This is a genomic window from Enterobacter sp. 3U4 (genome assembly GCF_057224565.1).
Genome location: NZ_CP136665.1, coordinates 26032 through 51442, shown reverse-complemented (window position 1 = coordinate 51442; position 25411 = coordinate 26032). Strand labels below are relative to the sequence as shown.

23 protein-coding genes and 1 riboswitch are annotated in these 25411 nt (G+C 58.5%); of the genes, 8 read left to right on the top strand and 15 right to left on the bottom strand.

Annotated elements, in window-relative coordinates:
• Positions 1-17 precede the first annotated feature (17 nt).
• Positions 18-599, top strand: coding sequence for an NAD(P)H-dependent oxidoreductase (locus RVY89_RS00265; RefSeq protein WP_395314477.1), 582 nt, complete (start codon positions 18-20; stop codon positions 597-599).
• A 31-nt stretch (positions 600-630) separates the two neighbouring features.
• Entirely contained in the window at positions 631-945 is a 315-nt protein-coding gene (locus RVY89_RS00260; RefSeq protein WP_008502984.1) for a putative quinol monooxygenase, read from the top strand.
• Positions 946-1033: 88 nt separating this feature from the next.
• On the opposite strand, the gene RVY89_RS00255 is transcribed toward RVY89_RS00260, so the two are convergent.
• Genes RVY89_RS00255 through RVY89_RS00235 form a run of 5 tightly spaced genes read right to left on the bottom strand, consistent with a single transcriptional unit; the run spans position 1034 to position 5695 of the window.
• Positions 1034-1909 carry a MurR/RpiR family transcriptional regulator gene (locus tag RVY89_RS00255; protein ID WP_484826553.1) on the bottom strand — a complete coding sequence of 292 codons (876 nt, stop codon included), beginning with the start codon at positions 1907-1909 and terminating at the stop codon, positions 1034-1036.
• Positions 1906-2856 (bottom strand): iron-siderophore ABC transporter substrate-binding protein, encoded by a 951-nt coding sequence (locus RVY89_RS00250; protein WP_484827881.1) that lies wholly within the window; start codon positions 2854-2856, stop codon positions 1906-1908. The genes RVY89_RS00255 and RVY89_RS00250 overlap by 4 nt, the downstream gene beginning before the upstream one ends.
• Before the next feature lie 9 nt (positions 2857-2865).
• A complete protein-coding gene (locus RVY89_RS00245) occupies positions 2866-3906 on the bottom strand; it encodes a FecCD family ABC transporter permease (RefSeq protein WP_484826552.1) in 1041 nt (346 codons plus the stop codon).
• On the bottom strand, positions 3903-4886 hold the full coding sequence (locus tag RVY89_RS00240) for a FecCD family ABC transporter permease (protein WP_484826551.1): 984 nt from the start codon (positions 4884-4886) through the stop codon (positions 3903-3905). The genes RVY89_RS00245 and RVY89_RS00240 overlap by 4 nt, the downstream gene beginning before the upstream one ends.
• The gene (locus RVY89_RS00235) at positions 4883-5695 is read right to left on the bottom strand and encodes an ABC transporter ATP-binding protein (RefSeq protein ID WP_484826550.1); all 813 of its coding nucleotides are present in this window, start codon (positions 5693-5695) and stop codon (positions 4883-4885) included. Before RVY89_RS00235 ends, RVY89_RS00240 begins: the two co-directional genes overlap by 4 nt.
• A 382-nt stretch (positions 5696-6077) precedes the next feature.
• Here RVY89_RS00235 and RVY89_RS00230 point away from each other — a divergent pair, with 382 nt between their 5' ends.
• The gene (locus RVY89_RS00230) at positions 6078-8219 is read left to right on the top strand and encodes a TonB-dependent siderophore receptor (RefSeq protein ID WP_484826549.1); all 2142 of its coding nucleotides are present in this window, start codon (positions 6078-6080) and stop codon (positions 8217-8219) included.
• 124 nt (positions 8220-8343) lie between these two features.
• Here the strand turns inward: RVY89_RS00230 and parE are convergent, their stop codons facing one another.
• The 5 genes from parE to nudF are packed head-to-tail and all read right to left on the bottom strand — an operon-like array spanning position 8344 to position 12752.
• Positions 8344-10236, bottom strand: a complete 1893-nt coding sequence (parE, locus tag RVY89_RS00225; protein ID WP_157189732.1) for a DNA topoisomerase IV subunit B — start codon at positions 10234-10236, stop codon at positions 8344-8346.
• Between the two features lie 28 nt (positions 10237-10264).
• The gene (gene yqiA / locus RVY89_RS00220; RefSeq protein ID WP_484826548.1) at positions 10265-10846 is read right to left on the bottom strand and encodes an esterase YqiA; all 582 of its coding nucleotides are present in this window, start codon (positions 10844-10846) and stop codon (positions 10265-10267) included.
• Positions 10846-11673: a 3',5'-cyclic-AMP phosphodiesterase gene (gene cpdA / locus RVY89_RS00215; RefSeq protein WP_045909978.1), complete on the bottom strand. Its 828-nt coding sequence runs from the start codon at positions 11671-11673 to the stop codon at positions 10846-10848. The genes yqiA and cpdA overlap by 1 nt, the downstream gene beginning before the upstream one ends.
• Before the next feature lie 27 nt (positions 11674-11700).
• Entirely contained in the window at positions 11701-12123 is a 423-nt protein-coding gene (locus tag RVY89_RS00210) for a DUF1249 family protein (RefSeq protein ID WP_014833293.1), read from the bottom strand.
• Complete coding sequence (gene nudF / locus RVY89_RS00205; protein ID WP_008502974.1) at positions 12120-12752, bottom strand: ADP-ribose diphosphatase; 633 nt, start codon at positions 12750-12752, stop codon at positions 12120-12122. Before nudF ends, RVY89_RS00210 begins: the two co-directional genes overlap by 4 nt.
• A 204-nt stretch (positions 12753-12956) precedes the next feature.
• Here nudF and tolC point away from each other — a divergent pair, with 204 nt between their 5' ends.
• The 3 genes from tolC to RVY89_RS00190 all read left to right on the top strand — a co-directional run bounded on the left by tolC (position 12957) and on the right by RVY89_RS00190 (position 16461).
• The gene (gene tolC / locus RVY89_RS00200) at positions 12957-14435 is read left to right on the top strand and encodes an outer membrane channel protein TolC (protein WP_484826547.1); all 1479 of its coding nucleotides are present in this window, start codon (positions 12957-12959) and stop codon (positions 14433-14435) included.
• A 194-nt stretch (positions 14436-14629) separates the two neighbouring features.
• Positions 14630-15298 (top strand): DUF1190 family protein, encoded by a 669-nt coding sequence (locus RVY89_RS00195; protein WP_023309204.1) that lies wholly within the window; start codon positions 14630-14632, stop codon positions 15296-15298.
• 2 nt (positions 15299-15300) lie between these two features.
• Positions 15301-16461, top strand: a complete 1161-nt coding sequence (locus RVY89_RS00190; RefSeq protein ID WP_484826546.1) for a glutathionylspermidine synthase family protein — start codon at positions 15301-15303, stop codon at positions 16459-16461.
• 93 nt (positions 16462-16554) lie between these two features.
• Here RVY89_RS00190 and ygiD read toward each other — a convergent pair whose 3' ends face one another.
• Positions 16555-17343 carry a 4,5-DOPA-extradiol-dioxygenase gene (ygiD, locus tag RVY89_RS00185; RefSeq protein WP_484826545.1) on the bottom strand — a complete coding sequence of 263 codons (789 nt, stop codon included), beginning with the start codon at positions 17341-17343 and terminating at the stop codon, positions 16555-16557.
• A 196-nt stretch (positions 17344-17539) separates the two neighbouring features.
• On the opposite strand from ygiD, the gene zupT reads away from it, so the two are divergent.
• Positions 17540-18313, top strand: coding sequence for a zinc transporter ZupT (gene zupT, locus RVY89_RS00180; protein ID WP_484826544.1), 774 nt, complete (start codon positions 17540-17542; stop codon positions 18311-18313).
• A gap of 33 nt (positions 18314-18346) precedes the next feature.
• Here zupT and ribB read toward each other — a convergent pair whose 3' ends face one another.
• Positions 18347-19000, bottom strand: a complete 654-nt coding sequence (gene ribB, locus RVY89_RS00175; RefSeq protein WP_010435670.1) for a 3,4-dihydroxy-2-butanone-4-phosphate synthase — start codon at positions 18998-19000, stop codon at positions 18347-18349.
• Positions 19001-19106: 106 nt separating this feature from the next.
• A riboswitch (FMN riboswitch) is annotated at positions 19107-19257 on the bottom strand.
• Positions 19258-19376: 119 nt separating this feature from the next.
• Between ribB and ubiK the strand changes: the two genes are divergently transcribed.
• Positions 19377-19673 (top strand): ubiquinone biosynthesis accessory factor UbiK, encoded by a 297-nt coding sequence (gene ubiK, locus RVY89_RS00170; protein ID WP_014071796.1) that lies wholly within the window; start codon positions 19377-19379, stop codon positions 19671-19673.
• 80 nt (positions 19674-19753) lie between these two features.
• On the opposite strand, the gene hldE is transcribed toward ubiK, so the two are convergent.
• From hldE to RVY89_RS00155, 3 genes are read right to left on the bottom strand one after another with little or no spacing between them, the layout of a single operon-like run.
• Complete coding sequence (hldE, locus tag RVY89_RS00165) at positions 19754-21184, bottom strand: bifunctional D-glycero-beta-D-manno-heptose-7-phosphate kinase/D-glycero-beta-D-manno-heptose 1-phosphate adenylyltransferase HldE (RefSeq protein ID WP_484826543.1); 1431 nt, start codon at positions 21182-21184, stop codon at positions 19754-19756.
• A gap of 40 nt (positions 21185-21224) precedes the next feature.
• Positions 21225-24080: a bifunctional [glutamate--ammonia ligase]-adenylyl-L-tyrosine phosphorylase/[glutamate--ammonia-ligase] adenylyltransferase gene (gene glnE / locus RVY89_RS00160; RefSeq protein WP_484826542.1), complete on the bottom strand. Its 2856-nt coding sequence runs from the start codon at positions 24078-24080 to the stop codon at positions 21225-21227.
• A 21-nt stretch (positions 24081-24101) separates the two neighbouring features.
• Complete coding sequence (locus RVY89_RS00155; RefSeq protein ID WP_484826541.1) at positions 24102-25403, bottom strand: CYTH domain-containing protein; 1302 nt, start codon at positions 25401-25403, stop codon at positions 24102-24104.
• Positions 25404-25411: the final 8 nt, after the last annotated feature.

Genomic DNA, 25411 nt, shown 5'->3' with positions numbered 1-25411 from the left:
ATCATCGAGGACAAATAATGAGCAACATTCTGATTATCAACGGCGCGAAAGAGTTCGCGCACTCTAAAGGCCAGCTGAATGACACCCTGACCGAGGTCGCGGACGGTTTCCTGCGCGACGCCGGGCATGATGTTAAGGTCGTGCGCGCGGACAGCGATTATGACGTGAAAGCCGAAGTGCAGAACTTCCTGTGGGCCGACGTGGTGATCTGGCAGATGCCGGGCTGGTGGATGGGCGCGCCGTGGACCGTGAAAAAATACATGGACGACGTGTTCACCGAAGGTCACGGTTCGCTGTATGCCAGCGACGGTCGTACCCGTTCTGACGCCTCCAAAAAATACGGCTCTGGCGGCCTGATTCAGGGCAAAAAATATATGCTGTCACTGACCTGGAACGCCCCGCTGGAAGCCTTCACCGAGAAAGATCAGTTCTTCGAAGGCGTGGGCGTGGACGGCGCGTACCTGCCGTTCCACAAGGCGAATCAGTTCCTGGGCATGGATCCGCTGCCGACCTTTATCGTCAACGACGTGATTAAAATGCCTGATGTCCCGAGCTATATCGCAGAATATCGCAAGCATCTCGCGGAAATTTTTGCTTAACTGGTAGCCTGGAATTAAAGGAGTAGTAAACATGCTTACCGTTATCGCAGAAATCCGTACTCGTCCAGGTCAACATCACCGCCAGGCGGTGCTGGATCAGTTCGCGAAAATTATCCCGACCGTACTGAAAGAAGAAGGCTGCCACGGCTACGCGCCGATGGTGGATGCCGCCACTGACGCCAGCTTCCAGGCGACCGCGCCAGACTCAATCATCATGGTTGAGCAGTGGGAAACCGTCGCGCATCTTGAAGCGCATCTGCAGACCGCGCACATGAAAGCCTGGAGCGACGCGGTGAAGGGTGACGTGCTGGAAACCCACATCCGCATTCTGGAGCAAGGGGTTTAAGTTTCCCCTCACCCCGGCCCTCTCCCGAAGGGAGAGGGAGAACAGATCCAGGCCCGGTAAGCGCTAGCGCCACCGGGCTTTGTTGTTTTTAGCTGCTTTTCTTCCCCGGCTTTAACCCACGATGTAATTCGTTGATGCGCTTCATCGACTTGATGGTGCGCTGCGGCTCGGTTGAGGCGACGGATAAAATGATCATCTCCAGACACAGCAGCACCGTGCCGTGGAGCGGAATTTTGCCCTTTTCGCCGCCGCGCGGAACGTGGATCACCACGCTGGCCTCCTTGCTGAAACGCGAGTCGAGGGCGTTGGTCAGCAGGATGGTGGGAATGCCCAGACGTTTTGCTTCACGCAGGGTGGTTTGTCCCTCCCGGTGCGCGGATTTCTGCGCCATCATCACCAGCACATCGCCGCGCTGAAGCGCAATCAGCTGTTCAGCAAGCCCGATCCCGGTACGGTTGAGCGGCGTGGCGGGTAGCCCCATACGGCTGAACAGCCTGGCGGTGTACTCGGCCAGAATGCCGGAGGCGCCAATGCCAAATATGGCGACCTGCCTCGCCTGCGCCAGCAGAGAGACCGCCTGCGCCATCGCGTAGCGATTGTGGGGCTCGGATAACACCTCGCAGGTGTGCTGATGTCCCTCCAGCACGAAATCAATGCTCGCGTTGACGTCGCTGGCGAGCGTGTTCACCGTGGTGGACATCTTTTCGCTGGAGGTAACCACCGGTCCAAACCACTGCTCCAGCGTCTGCTTGAGATCGCGCAGCCCGGCGAAACCCAGCGCCTGTATGGCGCGGACCACCGTGGCATCCGAGGTTTTCAGTACGGCGGCAATCTCCATGGCGGTCTGCTCCATCACCGCCTCGCGGTTATCGTGGATATAGCGTGCGACCTGCAGCAGACGCGGCGTCAGCTGATGCGCCCGCGCGCGGAATCTCTCACCGTAAACATCGACTCTTCGGATCACCGTGACGCCTCCGGCAGCGGACGCCCGGCAATCTGCGACTGCACCTGCGCGACCATCAGCCCTAATGAGGCGAACGAATTCGAGATCGCCTCTTCACGTGAGATCAGCACGTAATGCCCGGTTCGGCAGGCATTCAGGAACTGGCACCAGCCCGGCATGACCGCATCCATTGCCGCCAGCTCGTCCTGCGGTTTACCGCCCGTATCCCCGCGCCAGGTGGCGAAGACGAAATCGGCATCCAGCTCCGGCAGACGCTCGGCGCTGACGTCGATGCGCCCTCCGTCCGGGATGGACTCAATTAGCGGCGGAAATTTGAACCCTGCGTCGCGCAGCACGCGGCCCAGGGAGTGGTAGCTGTGCATGGCGTTAATCTTTCCCTGATTCGCCTGGATCACTGACACGGTGATTTTGCGCGTGTCGATGGTCGCCTTCAGAGCCTTGATTTGTTCCTGATAGCGGCGTTCCAGAATGTTTAGCCTTGCCTGCGTGCCCGTCAGCTGCGCCAGCTTGCGGTAGATTTCCGGCGCGCCGCCGTCGAGATGATCGATGCTTACCGTCGGGGCAATTTTTTCCAGCTGTTCCACCGGGGTGTTGCGGGTCGGCTCGGTAACGATCAGGTCAGGCTTTGCGGCGGCGATGGCTTCAATGTCGATATCGGCCGTACCGATAAATTTAATGTCGGAATTATCGAAGTCCACGCCGGTCAGCATGCCGCTGGAGCGCAGAAAGTGGCTACCGTCCGGCCGCGTGCGGCCATGGCTCGCAACCGGCGGCACGCCAAGCTCAATCAGCGGAATGGTGATATCGAGATCGTGCAAGGAAACAATCCGCTTCGGATGAACCGGCACAACGACCTTGCGTCCTAAATCGTCGGTAAAAACCTGCGTCGGCTCCGCCGCGCTCACCGCGAACCCCACCAGCAACAGCATCGAAAACAGTACGCGCATCATAGTCCCCTAAAATCTGTCCCTACGCTGCCAGAGCAGCAGCAGGAAAAACGGTCCGCCAATCAATGAAATCACAATCCCCGCCGGCAGCTGCAGCGGGAGGAATGCCAGACGTCCGACGTTGTCCGCCAGCAGCACCAGCAGCGCCCCCAGCACGGCGCTTCCCGTCAGGAGCGCGGTTTGCCCACCGCGCAGCAGCAGGCGCGCCATATGCGGGGCAATCAGCCCCACAAAGCCAATGCTGCCCACGCAGGAGACGCAGGCCGCCGTCAGCACCACCGGGGCGAGAACCCGCAGCAGCGCCAGCCGGGTTGTGCGCACGCCAAGGCCCGCGGCGGCCTGATTGCCGAGCAACGCCACGTCCGCGTCCCGTGCGGTAAACAGCAGCAGCGCAAACGCGGGAGCCGCCCAGAGCGCGGCCAGGCCCACCAGCGTCCAGTTTGCCGCATGCAGGCTTCCCGCCAGCCACAGCATCGCCGTCTGCACGTCGCGCACGTCGGCGGTGGTGATAAAAACGCCCATCGCCGCGGCAAACGCCCACGACACGCCGATGCCGATCAGAATGAACCGCGGGCGCGAGATATCGCGCGCCAGGGCTATCACCAGCAGCGCGGTGAGCAGCCCACCAGCCATGCCGACCAGCGGACGCCAGGCCAGGCCCAGCGCCGGGAACTGAAAAATCAGCAGCAGTACCGCCGCGCTACAGCCCTCCTTCACGCCGATAAGTCCGGGGTCAGCCAGACCGTTGCGGGTGATCGACTGCATCGCCGCCCCCGCCATGCCGAGCATCGCCCCGCACAGCGCCGCCATCAGCAGGCGCGGCAGGCGGATATCCATCACGACGTAGCGCGTCTCCGCCGTCAGACTCTCAGGCGAAAATAGCGCGCGCCCGATGGCGGAGGTGGGAATGGGCAGAGAACCGTGCGTCAGGCCAAAGCCCAGCAGGCTTAGCGCCGCCAGCGCGAAAAGCGACAGGTACGCCAGCGCCTTCGGACGAACCAGCGCCGATACACGGCCAACACGGATTGCGCGGAGTCCGGCCCGGTTCATTTGAACATCCTCGAAGCCATAAAGATGAACGCGGGCGCGCCAACCAGGGCCGTCATGATGCCGGTTGCCAGCTCCCAGGGGGTAAACAGCGTGCGGGCAGCGATATCCGCCAGCAGCAACACCAGCGCGCCGCACAGGGCCGACAGCGGCACCATCACGCGCAAATCGACCGACACCAGACGGCGGATGAGCTGCGGCACCACAAGGCCAATAAAGCCAATCGGTCCGGCGATGGAGACGGCCGCGCCGCAGAGCAGCGCGATGGCCAGCAGGGCGAACAGGCGGGTTTTCAGCAGCGACACGCCAAGCCCCTGCGCCATTCTGTCGCCCAGCGCCAGCATATTGAGCGAGGGCGACAGCCCGATAGCAAGAACAAAACCAGTGGCAGCAGCCCACAGGGCACTCTGGAGTATCTGCGCGTTGACCCCGGCGATATCACCCGCCAGCCAGGTGCGCAGGGCGAGCAGCGTCTGTTCATCCAGGATTAACACCGCGGCGGTAATCGACGAGGCAAACGCCGACATCGCCACGCCGCACAGGGTAATCTTCATCGGCGTGAGCCCGGTGCGACCGGACGAGGAGAACATCAGCACCAGCAGAAACAGCGCGGCGGCACCGGCGGCGGCAATCAGCGGGCGACCAAACGGCAGAGACAGCCCAAGCGCGCTGGCGCTCACCACCGCCAGCGCTGCCCCGGCGTTGAGTCCCAGAATATGCGGCTCGCCGAGCGGGTTGCGGATCACGGACTGCAGCAGCACGCCCGCCACGCCGAGCGCGGCGCCCGTCACCATCGCGGCGCAGAGGCGCAGCAGTCTTAATTTGATAATGACGTTATGGTCGAAATTGCGCGGATCGAAATGGAAGAATGCCTCCACCACCGTTCGCGGAGGAATAAACCGCGCCCCGATGCCAAGATGCACAATCGCGCCCAGCGCCAGCAGCAATGTAAAAATCAGGAAGGCCAGAGAGGAGCGCATCATGGTTGAACAGCGCCCTGCCGAAAAGGCATAAAGAACGGCTTGCCGGTCAACGGGTTTATGGACATATGCACGTCCACCTCAAACACCGCTTTGATCAGCTCCGGCGTGCAGGCATCGCCCTCATGCAATACGCCTTCAACTTTCCCCTGGCGCAAAAAGACCAGCGAATCGCCGTAGTTCACGGCGAAGTTGAGATCGTGGAGCACCACCACCACGGTACGCCCGTGCTGGCGGGTCAGGGTGTGCAGCAGTTCCAGGATCTCCACCTGATAGCGGAGATCGAGAAACGTCGTGGGCTCGTCAAGCAGGATATACGGCGTTTGCTGCGCCAGCGCCATGGCGATCCAGCAGCGCTGACGCTGGCCGCCGGACAAACTTTCCACCGGCATATGGGCGAACTCTGCCGTGCCGGTCAGCCGCAGGGCCTCTTCCACCGCCCGCTCGTCCTCGTCGCTCCACTGGCGCATAAAGTTTTGCCAGGGAAAACGCCCGCGCGAGACAAGCTCAAAGACGGTTAACCCTTCCGGCAGCAGCGGAGACTGCGGGAGAATGCCAAGCTGGCGGGCGACCGCTTTGGTGGGCTGCTCATGAATGGCTTTACCGTCCAGCAGCGCGGTTCCCCCAAGCGGCTGCAGCAGCCGCGCGATAGTGCTCAACAGCGTGGATTTCCCACAGCCGTTCGCCCCTACCAGCACCGTCATTTTCTGCTGTGGGATCGCAAGGGAGATATCATCAACGATGATTTTTTTCTGATAGCCCGCAGAGAGATTCTCCAGAACCAGTCCCGGTTGTTTTAAGTTGTGAGCCACGTGAATGCCAACGTAATGAAAAACCAACAAATAAAAATAAAACTCATTCTCTTTTGAGAGTTTGACGCTGCGCCATGTAGTAGTCAAGCGAAGATACACCCTGAAAAAACCAGGGGAAAGCCAGAGGAAAGATGAACGCGAAATAGCTTTAAAAAACTTTAATTTCAATAATTTAATTATTAACCTGCTGCGCTTATACGCACGGTTAAGCGCTGTAGTCGTTTTTTTCTTTTTTCCATTTACTACTACATCCCCGCATGATTGAATGATTCTCAATTACATGTCCGATGCCCGCCGTGGCTAACGGACAGATCGTAAAGGGCAATGACTCACACAGTTTGCCGCGAACGCATTCGCGGAATATTTCGGGATAACAGATGTAATGGCTACGTTCACACCTTCACTCTCTGGGGTAAAAGGGCGCGCGCTCTTTTCACTGCTGTTTATGGCGCCGCTGGCGCAGGCAGCAGACACCACCGCGGCTAAAGACGGCGAAACGCTTACCGTCACCGCCGCTCCAAATACCGCGGCGGAGGCCACCAACGGCTATCAGCCGCTTAATACCTCCACCGCCACGCTAACCAACATGCCAATGCTGGATATCCCGCAGGTGGTCAATACCGTCAGCGATAAAGTGCTGGAGGATCAGCACGCCACCACGCTGGATGAAGCGCTCTATAACGTCAGCAACGTGGTGCAGACCAACACCCTGGGCGGTACGCAGGATGCCTTTGTGCGCCGTGGGTTTGGCGCGAACCGCGACGGGTCAATCATGACCAACGGTCTGCGCACCGTTCTGCCGCGCAGCTTTAATGCCGCAACCGAGCGCGTGGAGGTGCTGAAAGGCCCGGCCTCTACGCTCTATGGCATTCTCGATCCGGGCGGCCTGATTAACGTCGTCACCAAACGCCCGGAGAAAACCTTCGGCGGTTCAATTTCTGCCACCTCTTCCAGCTTTGGCGGCGGCACCGGACAGATCGATGTTACCGGCCCGATTGACGGCACGCGCCTGGCGTATCGCCTCACGGGTGAGTATCAGGACGAGGATTACTGGCGTAATTTCGGCACCGAACGCAGCACATTTATCGCCCCGTCGCTCACCTGGTTTGGCGACGATGCCACCGTGACCGTGCTCTATTCGCATCGCGACTATAAAACGCCGTTCGATCGCGGAACGATCTTCGATCTTAATACTAAAAAAGCCGTCAACGTCGATCGTAAAACCCGCTTCGACGAACCGTTTAACGTGACCGACGGCCAGTCCGACCTCGCTCAGCTCAACGCGGAATATCGCCTCAACAGCCAGTGGACCGCGAAGTTCGACTACAGCTACAGCCAGGATAAATACAGCGACAACCAGGCCCGCGTGATGGCCTACGATTCAAAAACCGGCAACCTGACCCGCCGCGTGGATGCGACCCAGGGTTCGACCCAGCGTATGCACACGACGCGCGCGGATCTGCAGGGGAACGTGGACATCGCGGGCTTTTACAATGAGATCCTGACCGGCGTGTCGTATGAGAATTACGATCTGCTGCGTACGGACATGATCCGCTGTAAGAACGTTAAGGACTTCAATATTTACAACCCGAGCTACGGCAGCCTCGGCAAGTGCACCACCGTCTCGGCATCCGACAGCGATCAAACCATCAAGCAGGAGAGCTACTCCGCCTACGCGCAGGACGCGCTGTACCTGACCGATAGGTGGATTGCCGTCGCCGGGCTGCGCTATCAGTATTACACCCAGTACGCGGGGAAAGGGCGTCCGTTTAACGTGAACACCGACAGCCGCGACGATCAGTGGACGCCGAAGCTGGGTCTTGTCTATAAGCTCACCCCGGCGGTCTCGCTGTTTGCCAACTATTCCCAGACGTTTATGCCGCAGTCGTCCATTGCAAGCTACATTGGCGACCTGCCGCCGGAAACGTCTAATGCTTACGAAGTCGGCGCAAAGTTCGACCTGTTCGACGGCATTACCGCCAATATTGCGCTGTTTGATATCCACAAGCGCAACGTGCTTTACACCGAGAGCGTAGGGGATGAAACTGTCGCCAAAACCGCGGGCCGCGTGCGCTCTCAGGGCGTTGAGGTGGATCTCGCCGGATCGCTGACCGAGAACACCAATATCATCGCCAGCTACGGGTATACCGACGCGAAGGTGCTGGAAGACCCGGACTATGCGGGCAAACCGCTGCCGAACGTGCCGCGTCATACCGGCTCCCTGTTCCTGACCTACGATATTCATAATGCGTTTGCCGGGAATACCCTGACGCTGGGCGGAGGCGGACACGGCGTGAGCCGTCGTTCCGCAACCAACGGCGCGGATTATTATCTGCCGGGCTATTTTGTGGCGGATGCCTTTGCGGCGTACAAGATGAAGCTGCAGTATCCGGTAACGCTGCAGGTGAACGTGAAGAACCTGTTTGATAAGACTTACTACACCTCATCTATCGCAACCAACAATCTGGGTAACCAGATTGGCGACCCGCGCGAAGTGCAGTTTACGGTGAAGATGGAGTTTTGACGTCAGTGGGGGTGTTCCCCTCACCCTAACCCTCTCCCCTTAGGGGAGAGGGGATCGATCGTAGGCCCGGTAAGCGCAGCGCCACCGGGCAAAAAAAGCCCTGCATCGCAGGGCTTTTTCAGCATCAGGCCTCAATATCCGCCATATCGCCTTTCTCCTGCAGCCAGTTACGTCGGTCTTCCGAACGTTTCTTGGCAAGGAGCATATCCATCATAGCGTTGGTTTGCTGTTCGTCTTCATCGCTGATCGTCAGCTGCACCAGACGGCGCGTGTTCGGATCCAGCGTCGTTTCGCGCAGCTGCATCGGGTTCATCTCGCCCAGCCCTTTAAAGCGCTGCACGTTCGGCTTGCCCTTCTTACGCTTCAGCTGTTCCAGCACGCCCGCTTTCTCTTCCTCCGTCAGCGCGTAGTAAACCTCTTTACCGAGGTCGATACGGTAGAGCGGCGGCAGCGCCACGTGAACGTGACCGTTTTTCACCAGCGTTTTGAAGTGCTTCACAAACAGCGCGCACAGCAGCGTGGCGATGTGCAGACCATCGGAGTCCGCATCCGCGAGGATACAGATCTTGCCGTAGCGCAGCTGACTTAGATCGTCGCTGTCCGGATCGATACCGATCGCGACCGAGATATCGTGGACTTCCTGCGAGGCCAGCACTTCATCAGAGGAGACTTCCCAGGTATTCAGGATCTTACCCTTGAGCGGCATGATCGCCTGATATTCACGATCGCGCGCCTGCTTGGCCGACCCGCCCGCCGAGTCACCTTCCACGAGGAACAGCTCGGTACGGTTGAGATCCTGCGCGGTACAGTCCGCCAGCTTGCCCGGCAGAGCTGGGCCGCTGGTCAGCTTTTTACGCACCACTTTCTTCGCGGCACGCAGACGACGCTGGGCGCTGGAAATCGCCATTTCAGCCAGCATTTCTGCCGCCTGAACGTTCTGGTTAAGCCACAGGGTAAACGCATCTTTCACCACGCCGGAGACGAACGCCGCGCACTGGCGTGACGACAGGCGCTCTTTGGTCTGACCGGCAAACTGCGGATCCTGCATCTTCACGGAGAGCACGTAGGCGCAGCGGTCCCAGATATCTTCCGCCGACAGCTTCACGCCGCGCGGCAGGATATTGCGGTATTCGCAGAATTCGCGCATCGCGTCCAGCAGGCCCTGACGCAGGCCGTTGACGTGGGTACCGCCCAACATGGTGGGGATCAGGTTAACGTAGCTTTCGGTCAGCAGCTCGCCGCCTTCCGGCAGCCACAGCAGCGCCCAGTCCACCGCTTCGGTGTCGCCGGTGAAATTGCCGACGAACGGTTTTTCCGGCAGCGTCGGCAGGCCGTTTACCGCTTCGCACAGATAGTCATTAAGGCCATCTTCGTAGCGCCAGGTCTGCTCGGTGTTGTTGACGTTATCCTTAAAGGTAATTTCCACGCCCGGGCACAGCACCGCTTTGGCTTTCAGCAGGTGCGTCAGGCGAGAAACGGAAAAGCGCGGGCTGTCGAAGAAACTCTCGTCAGGCCAGAAGTGAACGCTGGTGCCGGTGTTGCGTTTGCCGCACGTCCCGACAACCTGAAGATCCTGCACCTTCTCGCCGTTTTCAAACGCGATGTTGTACACCTGACCGTCGCGACGGACGTTTACTTCCACGCGTTTTGACAGGGCGTTGACGACGGAAATCCCCACGCCGTGCAGGCCGCCGGAGAACTGGTAGTTTTTGTTGGAGAACTTACCGCCCGCATGCAGACGACAGAGGATCAGCTCAACGGCCGGGACGCCCTCTTCCGGGTGGATATCCACCGGCATGCCGCGCCCGTCGTCAATGACTTCCAGCGACTGATCGGCGTGCAGGATGACGTCAACGCGTTTGGCATGGCCCGCCAGCGCTTCATCCACACTGTTATCAATAACTTCCTGGCCCAGATGGTTTGGGCGCGTCGTATCGGTGTACATCCCCGGGCGGCGGCGAACCGGCTCAAGCCCGGTGAGGACCTCAATGGCATCAGCGTTATAGGTTTGCGTCATGATTTAAACTAGCAATTCGCATTGATTGTCAGTGGCTGTGCAGTCCAAGAAAATCGACAATCTGGGTGAAATGATTCTCAAAGCCCGTGAAAGCATGGTTTCCGCCCTCTTCTATAGTCTGGCGGCAGGAGGCGTAATACGCCACTGCCTGGCGGTAATCCAGCACTTCATCTCCCGTCTGCTGCAGCAGCCAGATGAGATCCGGCGCCTCGAGCGGGTCGACCTGCATAACTTTGAGATCGTAAATATGGCGTGACTCTAGCACATATTGCTGGCCCGTGTAGGGGTTCTCGTTTTCGCCAAGAAAGTCCCGCAGCAGCTCAAATGGCCGTACCGCCGGATTAACTACCACGGCGGGCAGCATAAAGCACTGCGAGAGCCAGGTGGCGTAATACCCGCCCAGCGATGAACCGACCACACCGAAGGTTTCGCCGCCGTGAGCAAGCACAATGGATTCCAGCATCTCCGCGGCCTCTGCCGGGTAAGGCGGCAGCTGAGGGATAATCATCTCAACGTCGGGGTGATGCTCGTTCAGCCACTGGCGAAACAGTGTCGCTTTTGCGGAGCGCGGCGAGCTGTTGAATCCGTGCAGATAAAGGAGCGTAGACATCAATAGCCTTCTGAAGCGGTGTCCGGGCGGAACTGTGCGCCGGTCAAACGGCAGACTTCCGTGGTCAGCGTGCCGTCGGCATGCAGTTCCAGCCAGCGCCAGCCCGGCGCGATGGTATCCAGCGTAAAGTTGGCGCAGTGCGGCTTAAACTGAACGCAGGTCGACGGCGTCGCCAGCATGCGGCGCCCGTTCCAGTCGAGATCCTGCTCCTGGTGAATATGCCCACACAGCAGATTTTTCACCCGCGGGAACTTCGCCAGCACGCGATCCAGCGCCGCGGAGTTGCGCAGACTGTGCTGATCGAGCCAGCTGCAGCCCGCCGGCAGAGGATGATGATGAAGCAACAGCAGCGTGTGGCGTTCAGGTTCAGCAGCCAGTTTGGTCTCAAGCCAGTCGAGCTGAAACTCGCTTAACTCACCGTGCGGGACGCCGAACACCTGGCTGTCCAGCAGCAGGATCTGCCACTGGTCACCCGCAAAAACACATTTCGCCGGAGAAATACCCGCATCCTGGAGAGAACTGTACATTGCGGGCTGGAAATCGTGGTTACCTGGCAGCCAGACGCAAGGCACGCTGAAGCTCGCGATGCCTTCAGCAAAATGCTGGTAGGCCGCGGAAGATTGGTCCTGCGCCAGATCGCCCGTTGCGACAATCAGATCGCATGCACGGTTTTCAGCGTGAATGGCGCTCAGTACCGCCTGATAACTCTCCCAGGTATTCACCCCCAGCAGCGTTTCATGCTTTTCGGCAAAAAGGTGGGTATCGGTGATTTGTAATATCCTGACTGGCGCCCCACCAGCAACAGTCAGGTTCAACAGGCTTTCCAAATGGTGTCCTTAGGTAGGTTTATGACGCTAACAAACCGGAATCGCCATTGCTCCATGTGCTAAACAATATCTTAGCCAGTCGGCTAAAAACTGGTTAATTTGATGCTTTTCGTCGCGTTGATGCAACTTTTTATTCGGGTAATCATACCGCGCCTTGAAGCGAAAGATCTGCTGGCTTGAACACACTTCAGCGACCATCGCGTCGTGATAGAGGCGTACCGTCATCGACGGCAGGCTCCAGTAGCTAATGCTGGGTGCCGTTTGCTCAATCTCCACCAGCGTAGTGTAGCGCGTTGATTCTGTTATCGTTAATCGATACTGCGCGTTGCTCACCTGATAGCTTACCGTTTCGCCGGGTGCGTCGTTTTTCGGCAGCAGGCGGCGCAATTGTGCGAAATTGGTTTCGCACAGGCGCATCATTTCTGGGAAGTCAGGCGTATAGCGCTTCATTTTTTCCACTCGTTTCGTAATGTCTGATAATGCAGCTGCAGCCATTGCAGGGCGATGACAGACGCTGCGTTGTCGATTTTCCCCTCTTCTACCCACTGGTAAGCCTGTTCCCGGCTCACCACATGAACCCGAATATCTTCGTTTTCATCTGCCAGACCGTGGATCCCTTCCGCCGTCGTGGCGTCCACTTCGCCCACCATAATGGACAAGCGCTCGCTGGTACCTCCCGGGCTTGCCAGATAGCTCAGCACCGGTTTTGTGCGGCCCACCACCAGTCCGGCCTCTTCCAGCGCCTCGCGCCGGGCGACGTCTTCAACCGTCTCACCTTCTTCGATCATCCCGGCCACCATCTCCAGCAGCCATGGGCTCTCACTGACGTCATAAGCGGCGATGCGGATCTGCTCCACCAGCACAACTTCGTCACGCACTGGGTCAAAGGGTAGCAAGACTGCCGCATGCCCGCGCTCAAAAATTTCACGTCTGATTTCGCCGCTCATCTCGCCGTTAAACAGGCGATGCCTGAAACGGTAAAGATCCATTGAAAAAAAACCGCTATAAAGCGTTTCTCGTGCAATAATTTCTACATCGTTTTTGGCGAATGTCACGGGCAACTTTTCTGGTTTTTGCATGAGTCGAGTCCTGGTAGCAATGGTGATGAAATTGTGAATTTCAAGGCTGTTTGGCTGCCGTTTGTAAGGCTATATGGTAGATTGGTGCAAATTACCGCCAGATGGCACGTTACGCCAACCTTTTGGTATGGAAGATTCTGTTAGAATCGGCAATTATTTTTTAATTAGATCAGCGCTAATACTGCTTCACAACAAGGAATGCAAATGAAGAAATTGCTCCCCATCCTTATCGGCCTGAGCCTGACGGGCTTCAGTGCAATGAGCCAGGCGGAAAACCTGTTACAGGTCTACCAGCAGGCACGTCTGGGCAACCCTGATTTACGTAAATCAGCGGCCGATCGTGATGCTGCGTTTGAAAAGATTAACGAAGCGCGTAGCCCCTTGCTGCCACAGTTAGGGTTAGGTGCAGATTATACCTACAGCAACGGTTTCCGCGACGCTAACGGCGTAAACTCCAATGCTACCAGCGCCTCACTGCAATTGACACAGACGCTGTTTGATATGTCCAAATGGCGTGCCCTGACCCTGCAGGAAAAAAGCGCAGGCATCCAGGATGTGACCTATCAGACCGACCAGCAGACGCTGATCCTGAACACGGCCACGGCGTACTTCAACGTGCTGAGCGCGATTGACGCACTCTCCTACACCGAAGCGCAGAAACAGGCTATTTACCGCCAGTTAGATCAAACCACCCAGCGTTTCAACGTGGGCCTCGTTGCGATCACCGACGTGCAGAACGCCCGTTCACAGTACGACACCGTGCTGGCTAACGAAGTGACCGCGCGTAACAACCTCGACAACGCGCTGGAATCCCTGCGTCAGGTCACCGGGAATTACTATCCTGAGCTGGCGTCTCTGAACGTGGACAGCTTTAAAACGGATAAACCGCAGGCCGTTAACGCCCTGCTGAAAGAGGCGGAAAACCGCAACCTGACGTTGCTGCAGGCACGTCTGAGCCAGGACCTGGCCCGCGAGCAGATTCGTCAGGCGCAGGACGGCCATCTGCCAACCCTGAGCCTGAGCGCGTCTACCGGTGTCTCTGATACGACCTATAGCGGCTCTAAAACTAATACGTCCCAGTACGACGACAGCAACATGGGTCAGAACAAAGTGGGTCTGAGCTTCTCCCTGCCGCTGTACCAGGGCGGTCAGGTCAACTCTCAGGTGAAACAGGCTCAGTACAACTTTGTTGGCGCGAGCGAGCAGCTGGAAAGCGCCCACCGCAACGTGGTGCAGACCGTACGTTCCTCCTTCAACAACGTGAACGCCTCGATCAGCAGCATCAACGCCTATAAACAGGCCGTGGTGTCTGCACAGAGCTCCCTGGATGCGATGGAAGCGGGTTACTCGGTCGGTACGCGTACTATCGTGGACGTGCTCGACGCGACCACCACGCTGTACAACGCGAAACAGCAGCTCTCCAGCGCGCGTTACCAGTACCTGATTAACCAGCTGAACATCAAACAGGCTCTGGGTACGCTGAACGAGCAAGATCTGCAGATGCTGAACAGCGCGCTGGGCAAGCCGGTCTCCACCTCTCCGGACAGCGTTGCGCCGGAGAACCCGGAGCAGGTTGCCGCGGTTGATAACTTCAACGCTAACAGCAACACCCCTGCTGCACAGCCTGCTGCCGCGCGTACCGCTGCGCCTGCCAGCAAAGGCAATAATCCGTTCCGTAATTAAGCATTGCCCGATGGCGCTTCGCTTATCGGGCCTACTGAATCGTAGGCCGGGTAAGCGCAGTGCCACCCGGCGCAAAATCACATCCGAACGTAAGCCAACGTAAAGATCCCCCTGATTCCGCCCCTCTTCGCTTCATTTTCAACCACTCATCCTCTATCCTGAGCGTTATTACCACTGGGTCCTGGAAGACAAATATGAAACGGACAAAATCTATAAATCACGCGTCGTTCCGCAAGAGCTGGAACGCGCGTCACCTCACCCCTGTCGCGCTGGCGGTCACCGCTGTGTTTATGCTGGCAGGCTGTGAGAAAAACGATGAAACGGTCTCGCTGTATCAAAACGCGGACGACTGCTCCGCCGCAACCGGTAAAGCGGCCGAATGTAAAACGGCCTACACCAGCGCGCTGAAAGAAGCGGAACGTACCGCGCCGAAATATGCCTCACGCGAAGACTGCGTGGCGGAGTTTGGTGAAGGTCAGTGCCAGCAGGCACCGGCTCAGGCAGGCACCGCACCTGAAAATCAGGCGCAGGCGCAGTCCAGCGGCAGCTTCTGGATGCCGCTGATGGCGGGCTACATGATGGGTCGCCTGATGGGCGGCGGTGCGGGCTACCAGCAGCAGCCGCTGTTTAGCTCTAAAAACCCGGCCAGCCCGGCTTACGGTCAATATACCGATGCCAGCGGCAAAGGCTACGGCGCAGCGACCCCAGGCCGCACCGTGACCGTACCGAAAACGGCGATGGCGCCGAAGCCTGCGACGACCAGCACCATCACCCGCGGCGGGTTTGGTGAGTCCGTGGCGAAGCAGACCAGCATGCAGCGCAGCGCAACAGGCACCTCCTCTACTCGCTCAATGGGCGGCTGATCATGGAACGAGTCAGTATCACCGAGCGCCCGGACTGGCGTGAAAAAGCCACCGAGTACGGCTTTAACTTCCACACCATGTACGGCGAGCCGTACTGGTGTGAAGACGCCTATTACAAGCTTACGCTGGCCCAGGTGGAAAAACTGGAAGAGGTGACCGCCGAGCTGCACCAGATGTGCCTGAAAGTTGTGGAAAAGGTCATAGACAGCGACGAGCTGATGGCAAAGTTCCGCATTCCGAAGCATACCTGGAGCTTTGTCCGCCAGTCGTGGAAAACGAATCAGCCTTCGCTTTACTCTCGCCTGGATCTGGCGTGGGACGGCAAAGGCGAGCCTAAGCTGCTGGAAAACAACGCCGATACGCCAACCTCTCTGTATGAAGCGGCGTTCTTCCAGTGGATCTGGCTGGAAGACCAGGCCAATGCCGGAAACCTGCCGGAAGGCAGCGATCAGTTCAACAGCCTGCAGGAAAAGCTGATCGAGCGCTTCGCCGAGCTGCGCGAGCAGTTTGGCTTCAACCTGCTGCATCTCGCCTGCTGCCGCGACACGGAAGAAGACCGTGGCACGGTTCAGTATCTGCAGGACTGCGCCGCCGAAGCGGAAGTGGCGACCGAGTTCCTCTATATCGAGGATATCGGCCTGGGTGAAAAGGGTCAGTTCACGGACATGCAGGATCAGGTGATCAGCAACCTGTTCAAGCTCTACCCGTGGGAATATATGCTGCGCGAGATGTTCTCCACCAAGCTGGAAGATGCTGGCGTGCGCTGGCTGGAGCCGGCCTGGAAGAGCATCATCTCCAACAAAGCCCTGCTGCCGATGCTGTGGGAGATGTTCCCGAATCACCCTAACCTTCTGCCGGCCTACTTTGCGGAAGATAATTACCCGCAGATGGAGAAATACGTCGTTAAGCCGATCTTCTCTCGCGAAGGTGCGAACGTGTCGATTATCGAAAACGGTAAGACGCTGGAAGCGGTTGAAGGGCCGTACGGCGAAGAAGGGATGATCGTCCAGGAGTTCTATCAACTGCCGAAATTTGGTGACAGCTATACGCTGATTGGCAGCTGGCTTATCAACGATCGGCCGGCCGGGATTGGTATTCGCGAAGATCGCGCGCTGATCACGCAGGATCTGTCGCGGTTTTATCCGCATATTTTTGTGGAATAAGACTGCGGCCTGATGCCCTCACCTCAGCCCTCTCCGACAGGGAGAGCGTGCAAACACTAAAAACGGCAACCTGAAGTTGCCGTTTTGCTTTTATTACCCCACCTGCACCGACAGCATACTCAGACTTCCCATCTCGATCCCGTCGACCGGGATCGTAACCGGCTCCTGACCATCCCACGCGCCAAGAACGTACAGCAACGGCAGGAAGTGTTCAGCCGTCGGGTTAGAGAGCGAACCGCCTTCGTGATCCAGATAGTTCACCAGCGGATGCGCCTCAGCCGGGCCTTGCCAGGTCAGGTTCGCTTTGACGTAGTCGTTAAAAGAGATCGCCCATGGGTACGGCGTGTTCTCACCGTGCCAGCGTGCGGTACGCAGGTTATGCACCACGTTGCCGCTCGCCACCAGCATGATGCCTTCATCACGCAGGGTCGCCAGCTTACGGCCCATCTCCAGATGCCAGGCGGCCGGTTTGGTGCTGTCGATGCTCAACTGCACCATCGGGATATCCGCGTCAGGATACATTTTAATCAGAACGCCCCAGGAGCCATGGTCAAAGCCCCAGGCTTCTTTATCCAGCGTCACAGAGACAGGCGCCAGCAAATCCACCAGCCTTTGTGCCAGCTCAGGCGAGCCGGGGGCCGGATAATGCGTGTCGTACAGCGCCTGCGGGAAGCCGCCAAAATCATGAATGGTTTTTGGCGCTTCCATGGCGGTCACGCCTGTTCCACGGGTAAACCAGTGTGCAGAGACCACCACGATCGCTTTCGGACGCGGCAACGTCTCGCCCAGATGACGCCAGGCGCGGGTATAGACGTTGTCTTCCAGAACGTTCATTGGGCTGCCGTGGCCTAAAAACAGGGCTGGCATACGGGAAGAAGTCATGGTGATATCCTTACAGAAGGTGTCAATTTAATGGTGCTACATTACGCGCAATCCGGCAAAGATGAACGCAGATAAGCGTGAAGATCATCATCAGGAAATTTGAATGTAAGGAATGTGTAAAGCCGGGTTTTCCCCCTCGCTTTGCCAGAAATGAATCATTTATATTAATGAGAATCATTATCATAAGGAGCAATGCATGTCAGTCCCCTTGATCCTGACCATACTGGCGGGCGCCGCGACCTTCATCGGTGCGCTTCTCGGCGTGCTCGGCCAAAAGCCCTCTAACCGCTTGCTGGCCTTCTCACTGGGCTTTGCTGCCGGGATCATGCTGCTCATCTCCCTGATGGAGATGCTGCCTGCCGCGCTGGGCACAGAAGGCATGTCTCCACTGCTGGGCTACGGCATGTTTGTCTTTGGTCTGTTGGGATACTTTGCCCTCGATCGGATGCTGCCGCACGCGCATCCGCAGGATTTAATGCAAAAAAACGTGACGCCCATGCCGCGCAATATCAAGCGTACCGCCGTACTGTTAACGCTTGGCATCAGTCTGCATAACTTTCCGGAAGGGGTCGCCACCTACGTGACGGCCAGCAGCAATCTTGAGATGGGCTTTGGCATCGCGCTGGCGGTCGCCTTACACAATATTCCTGAAGGGCTGGCCGTGGCTGGGCCCGTGTATGCCGCAACGGGCTCGAAACGTACCGCGGTGTTCTGGGCGGGTATTTCCGGGATGGCCGAAATCCTTGGCGGCGTGCTGGCCTGGCTCATCCTCGGTAGCCTGGTCTCTCCGGTAGTGATGGCGGCGATTATGGCAGCGGTAGCCGGGATCATGGTTGCGCTTTCGGTGGATGAACTGATGCCGCTGGCGAAGGAGATCGATCCTAACAACAACCCCAGCTATGGCGTGCTGTGCGGAATGTCGGTGATGGGATTAAGTCTGGTTCTGCTGCAGACCGCAGGAATCGGGTAAAAAAACGCCGGGACATCCCGGCGTTTTTTATTATCAGCTGGCTTTGCGCTCGTGCGCCTGGCGATACTCAACCAGATCTTCAATCGTTACTACCGGCATGTTGTGCAGGCGGGCAAAGGTGATGCACTCCGGCGCGCGCGCCATGGTGCCGTCATCGTTGGTCAATTCGCACAGCACGCCAGCAGGTTTGAAGCCAGCCAGCGTCACCAGATCGATCGTCGCTTCGGTGTGACCACCGCGGGTCAACACGCCGCCCGCCTGCGCACGCAGTGGGAAGACGTGACCTGGACGGTGCAGATCGGATGGCTTCGCACCATCAGCAATCGCTGCACGTACGGTGGTCAGACGGTCAGCCGCAGACACACCGGTGGTCACGCCATGCGCCGCTTCAATGGTCACGGTAAAACCGGTACCAAAGGCGCTGGTGTTGTTTTCGACCATCATCGGCAGCTCAAGCTGCTTACGACGATCTTCGGTAATACACAGGCATACGATGCCGCTGCCGTGACGGATGGTCAGCGCCATCTGTTCAACGGTCATGTTTTCGGCGGCGAAAATCATGTCGCCTTCGTTTTCACGGTTTTCATCGTCAAGCACCATCACACCGCGGCCTTCGCGCAGTGCATCCAGTGCATGTTCAACACGTTGAGTTGAAGTGCCAAAAGAGGAAAGTAGCGTCTGATTCATGGTAAAAAAACCTCATTAAAATTATGGTTACCAGAATCAGGGCAGTCTTAGGAGCGCCGTATTAGCGGCAAAAAGATAACGTGAGCGGGCCCATGCCCGACTTGATCGTTACTCTCTCCCATCCGGACTCTAACCGTCGGCCCCGGAATTACACCGGATCTGCTGACCTTTGAGTTTTCACCCAAAGCGCTCGCGGGCTTTCAGCGTCACGCTGATTTACCGCCGGTGGGGAATTTCGCCCCGCCCTGAGAATAAGCGAGATAACTATAACGCTATTGATTATCCTGGGCAATGCATAAGCATCAAACAATTTTGTTTACCCCGGGCATGACGCGCTACAATGGACACTAACACCTTTCCATCAAGGGAAACGACAATGATTGACCCGAAAAAAATTGAGCAAATTGCGCGTCAGGTTCATGAATCTATGCCAAAAGGCATTCGTGAATTTGGTGATGACGTTGAGAAGAAAATCCGCCAGACGCTGCAGGCGCAGTTGGTTCGCCTTGATTTAGTCAGCCGCGAAGAGTTTGACGTGCAGACCCAGGTTCTGCTGCGCACCCGCGAGAAGCTGGCGCTGCTGGAACAGCGTCTGACCGAGCTGGAAAACCGCAATGCGCCGGAAGAAGTGAAGCCAGCACCGGCCATTCCACCGGTGGATGACCAGGAGTAAGTGCGGCCTGATGCCCTCACTTCAGCCCTCTCCCACAGGGAGAGGGTGAAAAAAAAAACGGGCCAGCTGGCCCGTTTTTTTTACTGATTGTCTTTCTGGATCTTCTTGATGATATTGGTGGTTGAGCACCCGTCCTCAAAGTTGAGCACCATCACCTCGCCGCCGTTAGCCCAGACCTCTTCGCTGCCCGCGATTTGCTCCGGCTTGTAATCCCCGCCTTTCACCAGCAGGTCCGGCAGAATACCGGCAATCAGACGCTGCGGGGTATCTTCTTCAAACGACACCACCCAATCCACGGCTTCCAGCGCGCCGAGCACAATCATGCGCTGCTCGAGCGGGTTCACCGGACGCGTTTCACCCTTCAGGCGTTTCGTCGATGCATCGCTGTTAACCGCCACAATCAGGCGATCGCCCAGCTTGCGCGCGTTCGCCAGATACGAAACGTGGCCCGCGTGCAGAATGTCGAACACGCCGTTGGTCATCACCACTTTTTCACCACGCTTGCGCGCGGCGGCGACGGCCACCTTTAGCTCGTCTTCGGTCATGACGCCAAAACCGGTGTCCGCACGGCCGCGCACCGCGTTTTCCAGCTCGATTGGGGACACGGTTGAGGTACCGAGTTTACCGACGACCACACCCGCCGCGGCGTTAGCGAAGTAGCACGCCTCTTCCAGGGAGTTGCCTGCGGCCAGCGTCGCCGCCAGCACGCCGATCACCGTATCACCGGCACCGGTCACGTCGTACACTTCCTGCGCCTGGGTTGGCATATGCAGCGGCGATTTGCCCGGCTGCAGCAGCGTCATCCCTTGCTCGGAGCGGGTCACCAGCAGCGCGGACAGCTCGAAGTCGGCAATGATCTTCATGCCGCGCTCAACCAGTTCGTCCTCGGTTTTGCACTTGCCAGCCACCGCTTCAAACTCGGAGAGGTTTGGCGTCAGCAGCGTCGCGCCGCGATAGCGCTCAAAATCAGTCCCTTTCGGGTCGATCAGCACCGGCACGCTGGCTTTACGCGCCAGCTGAATCATCGTTTGCACGCTGGCCAGCGCGCCTTTGGCGTAGTCGGACAGCACCAGCGCGCCGATATTGCCCAGCGCCTGGTTAATGCGCTCGTGCAGCGGCTCGGGATCAACGCCTTCGAAACCTTCTTCAAAGTCGAGGCGGATCAGCTGCTGGTTGCGTGACAGCACGCGCAGCTTGGTGATGGTCGGGTGGGTCGGAACAGAAACGAAATCGCACTTCACGTTCACGTCCGCCAGCGACTTGCTCAGCGCGCGAGCCGCATCGTCGATGCCGGTCAGGCCCACCAGACGCGACTGCGCGCCCAGAGAGGCAATGTTCATCGCCACGTTTGCCGCGCCGCCGGGACGCTCTTCAATGGTGTCGACCTTAACCACCGGTACCGGTGCTTCCGGAGAGATGCGGCTGGTAGGCCCATACCAGTAGCGATCCAGCATCACATCCCCAACAACCATTACCCCAGCACGTTCAAACTCTGGCAGTGTTACTTTCATTCCTGACTCCAGAAAGATTCACAATTTGCGCGCGATAATATCACACTTGATTTGTTACGCACGGTTCCACCAGCCACTTCTGCCAGCTGGCCGTTACCTGAGCACGTTCATGAGCAAAACTGTCCAGCGCCACGTGCCCCGGTTCCTCCTGCAGCGCCAGGTGATGAAGCTCATCGCGAAGCGTCGTGTAGGCGCGGGTTAAGGCCTGCGCCTCCTGCTCGTCCATGATGTCGTTTTGCGCCAGCAGTTCCAGAATGCGCACGTTATCGGACCAGCGCGTCAGCTTCGGCTTGTCGTGGGCGTGCAGCAGCACCAGATACTGGGTAATGAATTCAATATCGGTAATCCCGCCCTCGTCGGCTTTGATATCAAAGCGATCGCGGTGTTTATTACCCAGGTGCGCGCGCATTTTCTCGCGCATCTCGCGCACTTCGATCTGCAGCGTACTACCCTCGCGCGGGGTGGTCATGACGTCCTTACGAATGGCATCGAACTGCGTTTTGAGCTGCGGATCGCCATACACCACGCGGGCGCGCACAAGCGCCTGATGCTCCCACGTCCAGGCTTCATTCTTCTGGTAATCGGCGAAGGATTCCGTTGAGGTGACCAGCATGCCCGCCGCGCCGGACGGACGCAGGCGCGCATCGACTTCATACAAAATGCCCGACGAGGTGCGGGTGCTGAACAGGTGCATAATGCGCTGGGCCAGGCGCAGATAGAACTGACGCCCGTCAATCTCACGCTCGCCGTCGGTCATCACGTCAACCGGGCAGTCGTGCAGGAAGATTAAATCCAGATCGGAGCTGTATCCCAGCTCCCAGCCGCCGAGCTTGCCGTAACCGACCACGGCAAACCCTCGTCCCTCGCGGTCAGCAAGGTGCTTCGGCTGGCCGTAGCGGGCCACCATCTGCACCCACGCCTGATGGACCACGGCGTCGATGATCGCCTCTGCAAGCCAGGTTAAGTGATCGCTCACTTTCATCACCGGCAGCGTTCCGGCAATATCCGCCGCCGCCACGCGCAGCATCTGCGCCTGCTTAAACTGGCGCAGCGCTTCCAGCTGCTGCTCTTCGTCCTCTTCCGGCACGCGCAGCAGATACTGACGCAGCTCGTCCCGGTAGGCATCCGTCGCCGTTGGCTGATACAGCGTGTTCGGGTCGAGCAGCTCATCCAGCAGCAGCGGGTAACGCGCCAGCTTGTTCGCCACCATCGGCGACGCGGCGCAGAGCGTAATCAGGTGCTTGAGTGCTCCCGGAAACTCGCTCAAAAGCTCAAGGTACGTGGTACGCGTGATAATTCCGCTCAGCAGCGGCATCATGCGCGACAGCGGCACCGGCGCGTCCGCCCGCGAGCAGACCTCGCTCAGCAGGTGCGGCATCAGATGATCCAGCACCTGACGGCCGCGCGGGCCGATGGCGCGTTTGTTCAGCTCAAGACGGAAATCGGCAATCAATGCCACCACGCGATGACGGGCATCGTCGCTGAGGTGCGACAGCACGGGGGTCGTGTCATCCTCCTGAAGCGCGTCCTGCCACAGCTCGCGCCAGTGCTCTGAAAGCGCGTCGTCCTGCGATTCGCTTTCGTCATCACCGATCAGTTCGTTAAAGATGCGGCGCACGCCTGCCATATGGGCATCGAGCCTTTCGGTCAGCGTTGACCAGTCATCCACGCGCATCCCCCAGGCCAGACGCGCCCGGTTAAGGTCATCCCCCGGCAGGGTCTGGGTCTGTTCGTCGTTGATGCTTTGCAGCAGGTTTTCCAGACGACGCAGGAACAGGTAGGCCTCGCGCAGGGTTTGCGCGTCGCCGTCCGGCAGCAGGTGAAGCTGCTCGATGGCGCTCAGCGTCGGCAGCAGCGAACGGGACTGCAGCGATGGCTCACGCCCGCCGCGAATCAGCTGGAAAACCTGAACGATAAATTCGATTTCGCGAATACCGCCCGCGCCGAGCTTGATGTTGTCCTTCAGCCCGCGACGGCGAACCTCACGGGCAATCATCCCTTTCATATTACGCAGGGACTGGATGACGCTGAAGTCGATATAGCGACGGAACACGAACGGGCGCAGCATGGCGCGCAGCTCGTTGGCGTAGGCGTCGTCGCTGTCGCCCATGATCCGCGCCTTAACCATCGCATAGCGCTCCCAGTCGCGCCCCTGTTCCTGGTAGTAATCCTCCAGCGCGGCAAAGCTCAATACCAGCGGTCCGCTGTCGCCAAACGGGCGCAGGCGCATGTCCACGCGGTAAACAAAGCCGTCCTGCGTTGGCTGATCCAGCGCCTTAATCAGACGCTGACCGAGACGGGTAAAGAACTGGGCGTTGTCGAGCTCGCGACGGCCGCCGCGCGTGGAGCCGTTCTCGGGCCAGGCAAAAATCAGGTCGATGTCTGAGGAGAAGTTCAGCTCGCAGCCGCCCAGCTTGCCCATCCCCAGAATCAACAGCGGCTGAGGAACCCCTTCCTCACTGCACGGCGTGCCCCAATCTTTACAGCAGGCGGCATAGAGCCAGTCGCGCGCGGCGACAATCAGCGTTTGCGCCAGCTCGCTTAGCTGCTGCAGCGTGCTCTCTTCGCTCACCAGCTCCAGCGCCTGCGCCCAGGCAATGCGCACCATCACCCGACGGCGGAACTGGCGCAGGACGCGCATCAGCGTCGCCTCATCCGTTACGTCTTCGAGTGCGTTTTTCAGCCAGCCGGCATAGTGCCGCCACTCGTCCGCCTGCGGCGGTGCGTTCTCAAGCTCCGCCAGCCAGTCCGGGTAGATGGTGATGCTTTCCTGCACAAAATCACTGAAGGCGAGCACGCTTTTCGCCTGCTCGCTTAACGATGACGCCGGTAATGACTCAGGCAGACGTTCACAAACGGTCTGCCACTGCTGCTGTAACGGTGAAGAAAGCGGCATTTTAGGGGTTCCTTGCCAGAGTTAACGTTTTCCGCTGTGCAGCCAGTACGGCTCCTGCGAAATGGCCTCGTTACGGAAATGCTCAATCTCAATATGCTGACGGGTTTCGATGGCATGCTTCAGCCCCTGCCAGTTCTCCAGCCACGCCTGCGCCTGTGGACCGTCGTAGGCACCGGAAAGGAGCAGCATGCTGTCGATGTTGCGTGAAAGACGGGGAAGCTGATCGCCATACTTATCGCCGAGCGGATACGCAAAGGTACTCTTCAGTTCAGCGGCATGACGGGAAAGATGAATGTCCGCGAAACGCTTAAAGTTTTCCGCGATTTTGGCCTCGGCTTTCGCATCCAGGAAGGCGCGCCAGCCGCGCGTGACCAGAAACTCGGTCAGCGCCAGTTTTGCCGAAGCGGCTTGCGGGCTGTAGATCGCCGTTTGCGCCGAGACGTCGGAGAGCATCAGCGTTTCGGTCTGCGTCAGCAGGTCACGTAAGTGAGCGCTCGCTTTACGAGGAACAATACCGCCGAACAGCGCCAGGGTATGGCGCACCAGGGCAATTGCCGCGAGCACGTGGGATTTGGCGTTTTTCACATTTCGCACCCACAGCTCTTCGTGGTACTGCCACTGGGAAAGCGCCAGCTCCAGGGCGGCTTCCAGCCCCTGCTCAACGCTCGCTTTCGGCGCAACGTGCAAAATGGTCGTCTCTTTCAGCACGCGCGGCGCATTCCCGGCGGCCAGATGGTAACCCCGCGCGGCTTTACTCAGGCTTCCCTGACGCAGCCCGGACTGGTTCACCAGCTTGCGCGCCAGCTTCAGCACGTCATTTGCGTCTCCTTCCAGCAGCTCAAGCTCCAGTTCGCAAATCGGCTCCTGGAACTCACCCGCCTTCACCTCTCCCAGATCTAGGGCGATTTCGATGCGGCTTTTACCTTCCGTCACCAGCCATTTTTCGCGCCAGAAATCGGTGCTGAACAGCGGCTGCACCTGTTCCGCCAGCGTGGAAGGCAGCTCGCCTTCCGGCCAGACTTCCGCCGGGAAGCGTTCCAGCTCAAGTTCTGGCTTGCTGATGTCGATATTGTATTCCGGGCGCTGATGTAACCCGCCGACCACGCGGCCGGCAATTTTCATCGTCATCTCGTAGCGACCGCTCGCGCCACGGATGCGCAGCCCCATGTCGTGGCGGCGCAGCCAGTTGTCCGGCGTTTCGTAATAGATATTAAGCAGTTGTACCGGTGCATGGTGTTCGCCGGAAAGCGTATGCAGATGCTGGCGGAGTGCGTCAACGCTGTCTTTTTCGACGATAAACTTTAATTCGATTTCTTGTGCCATAGCCTTGT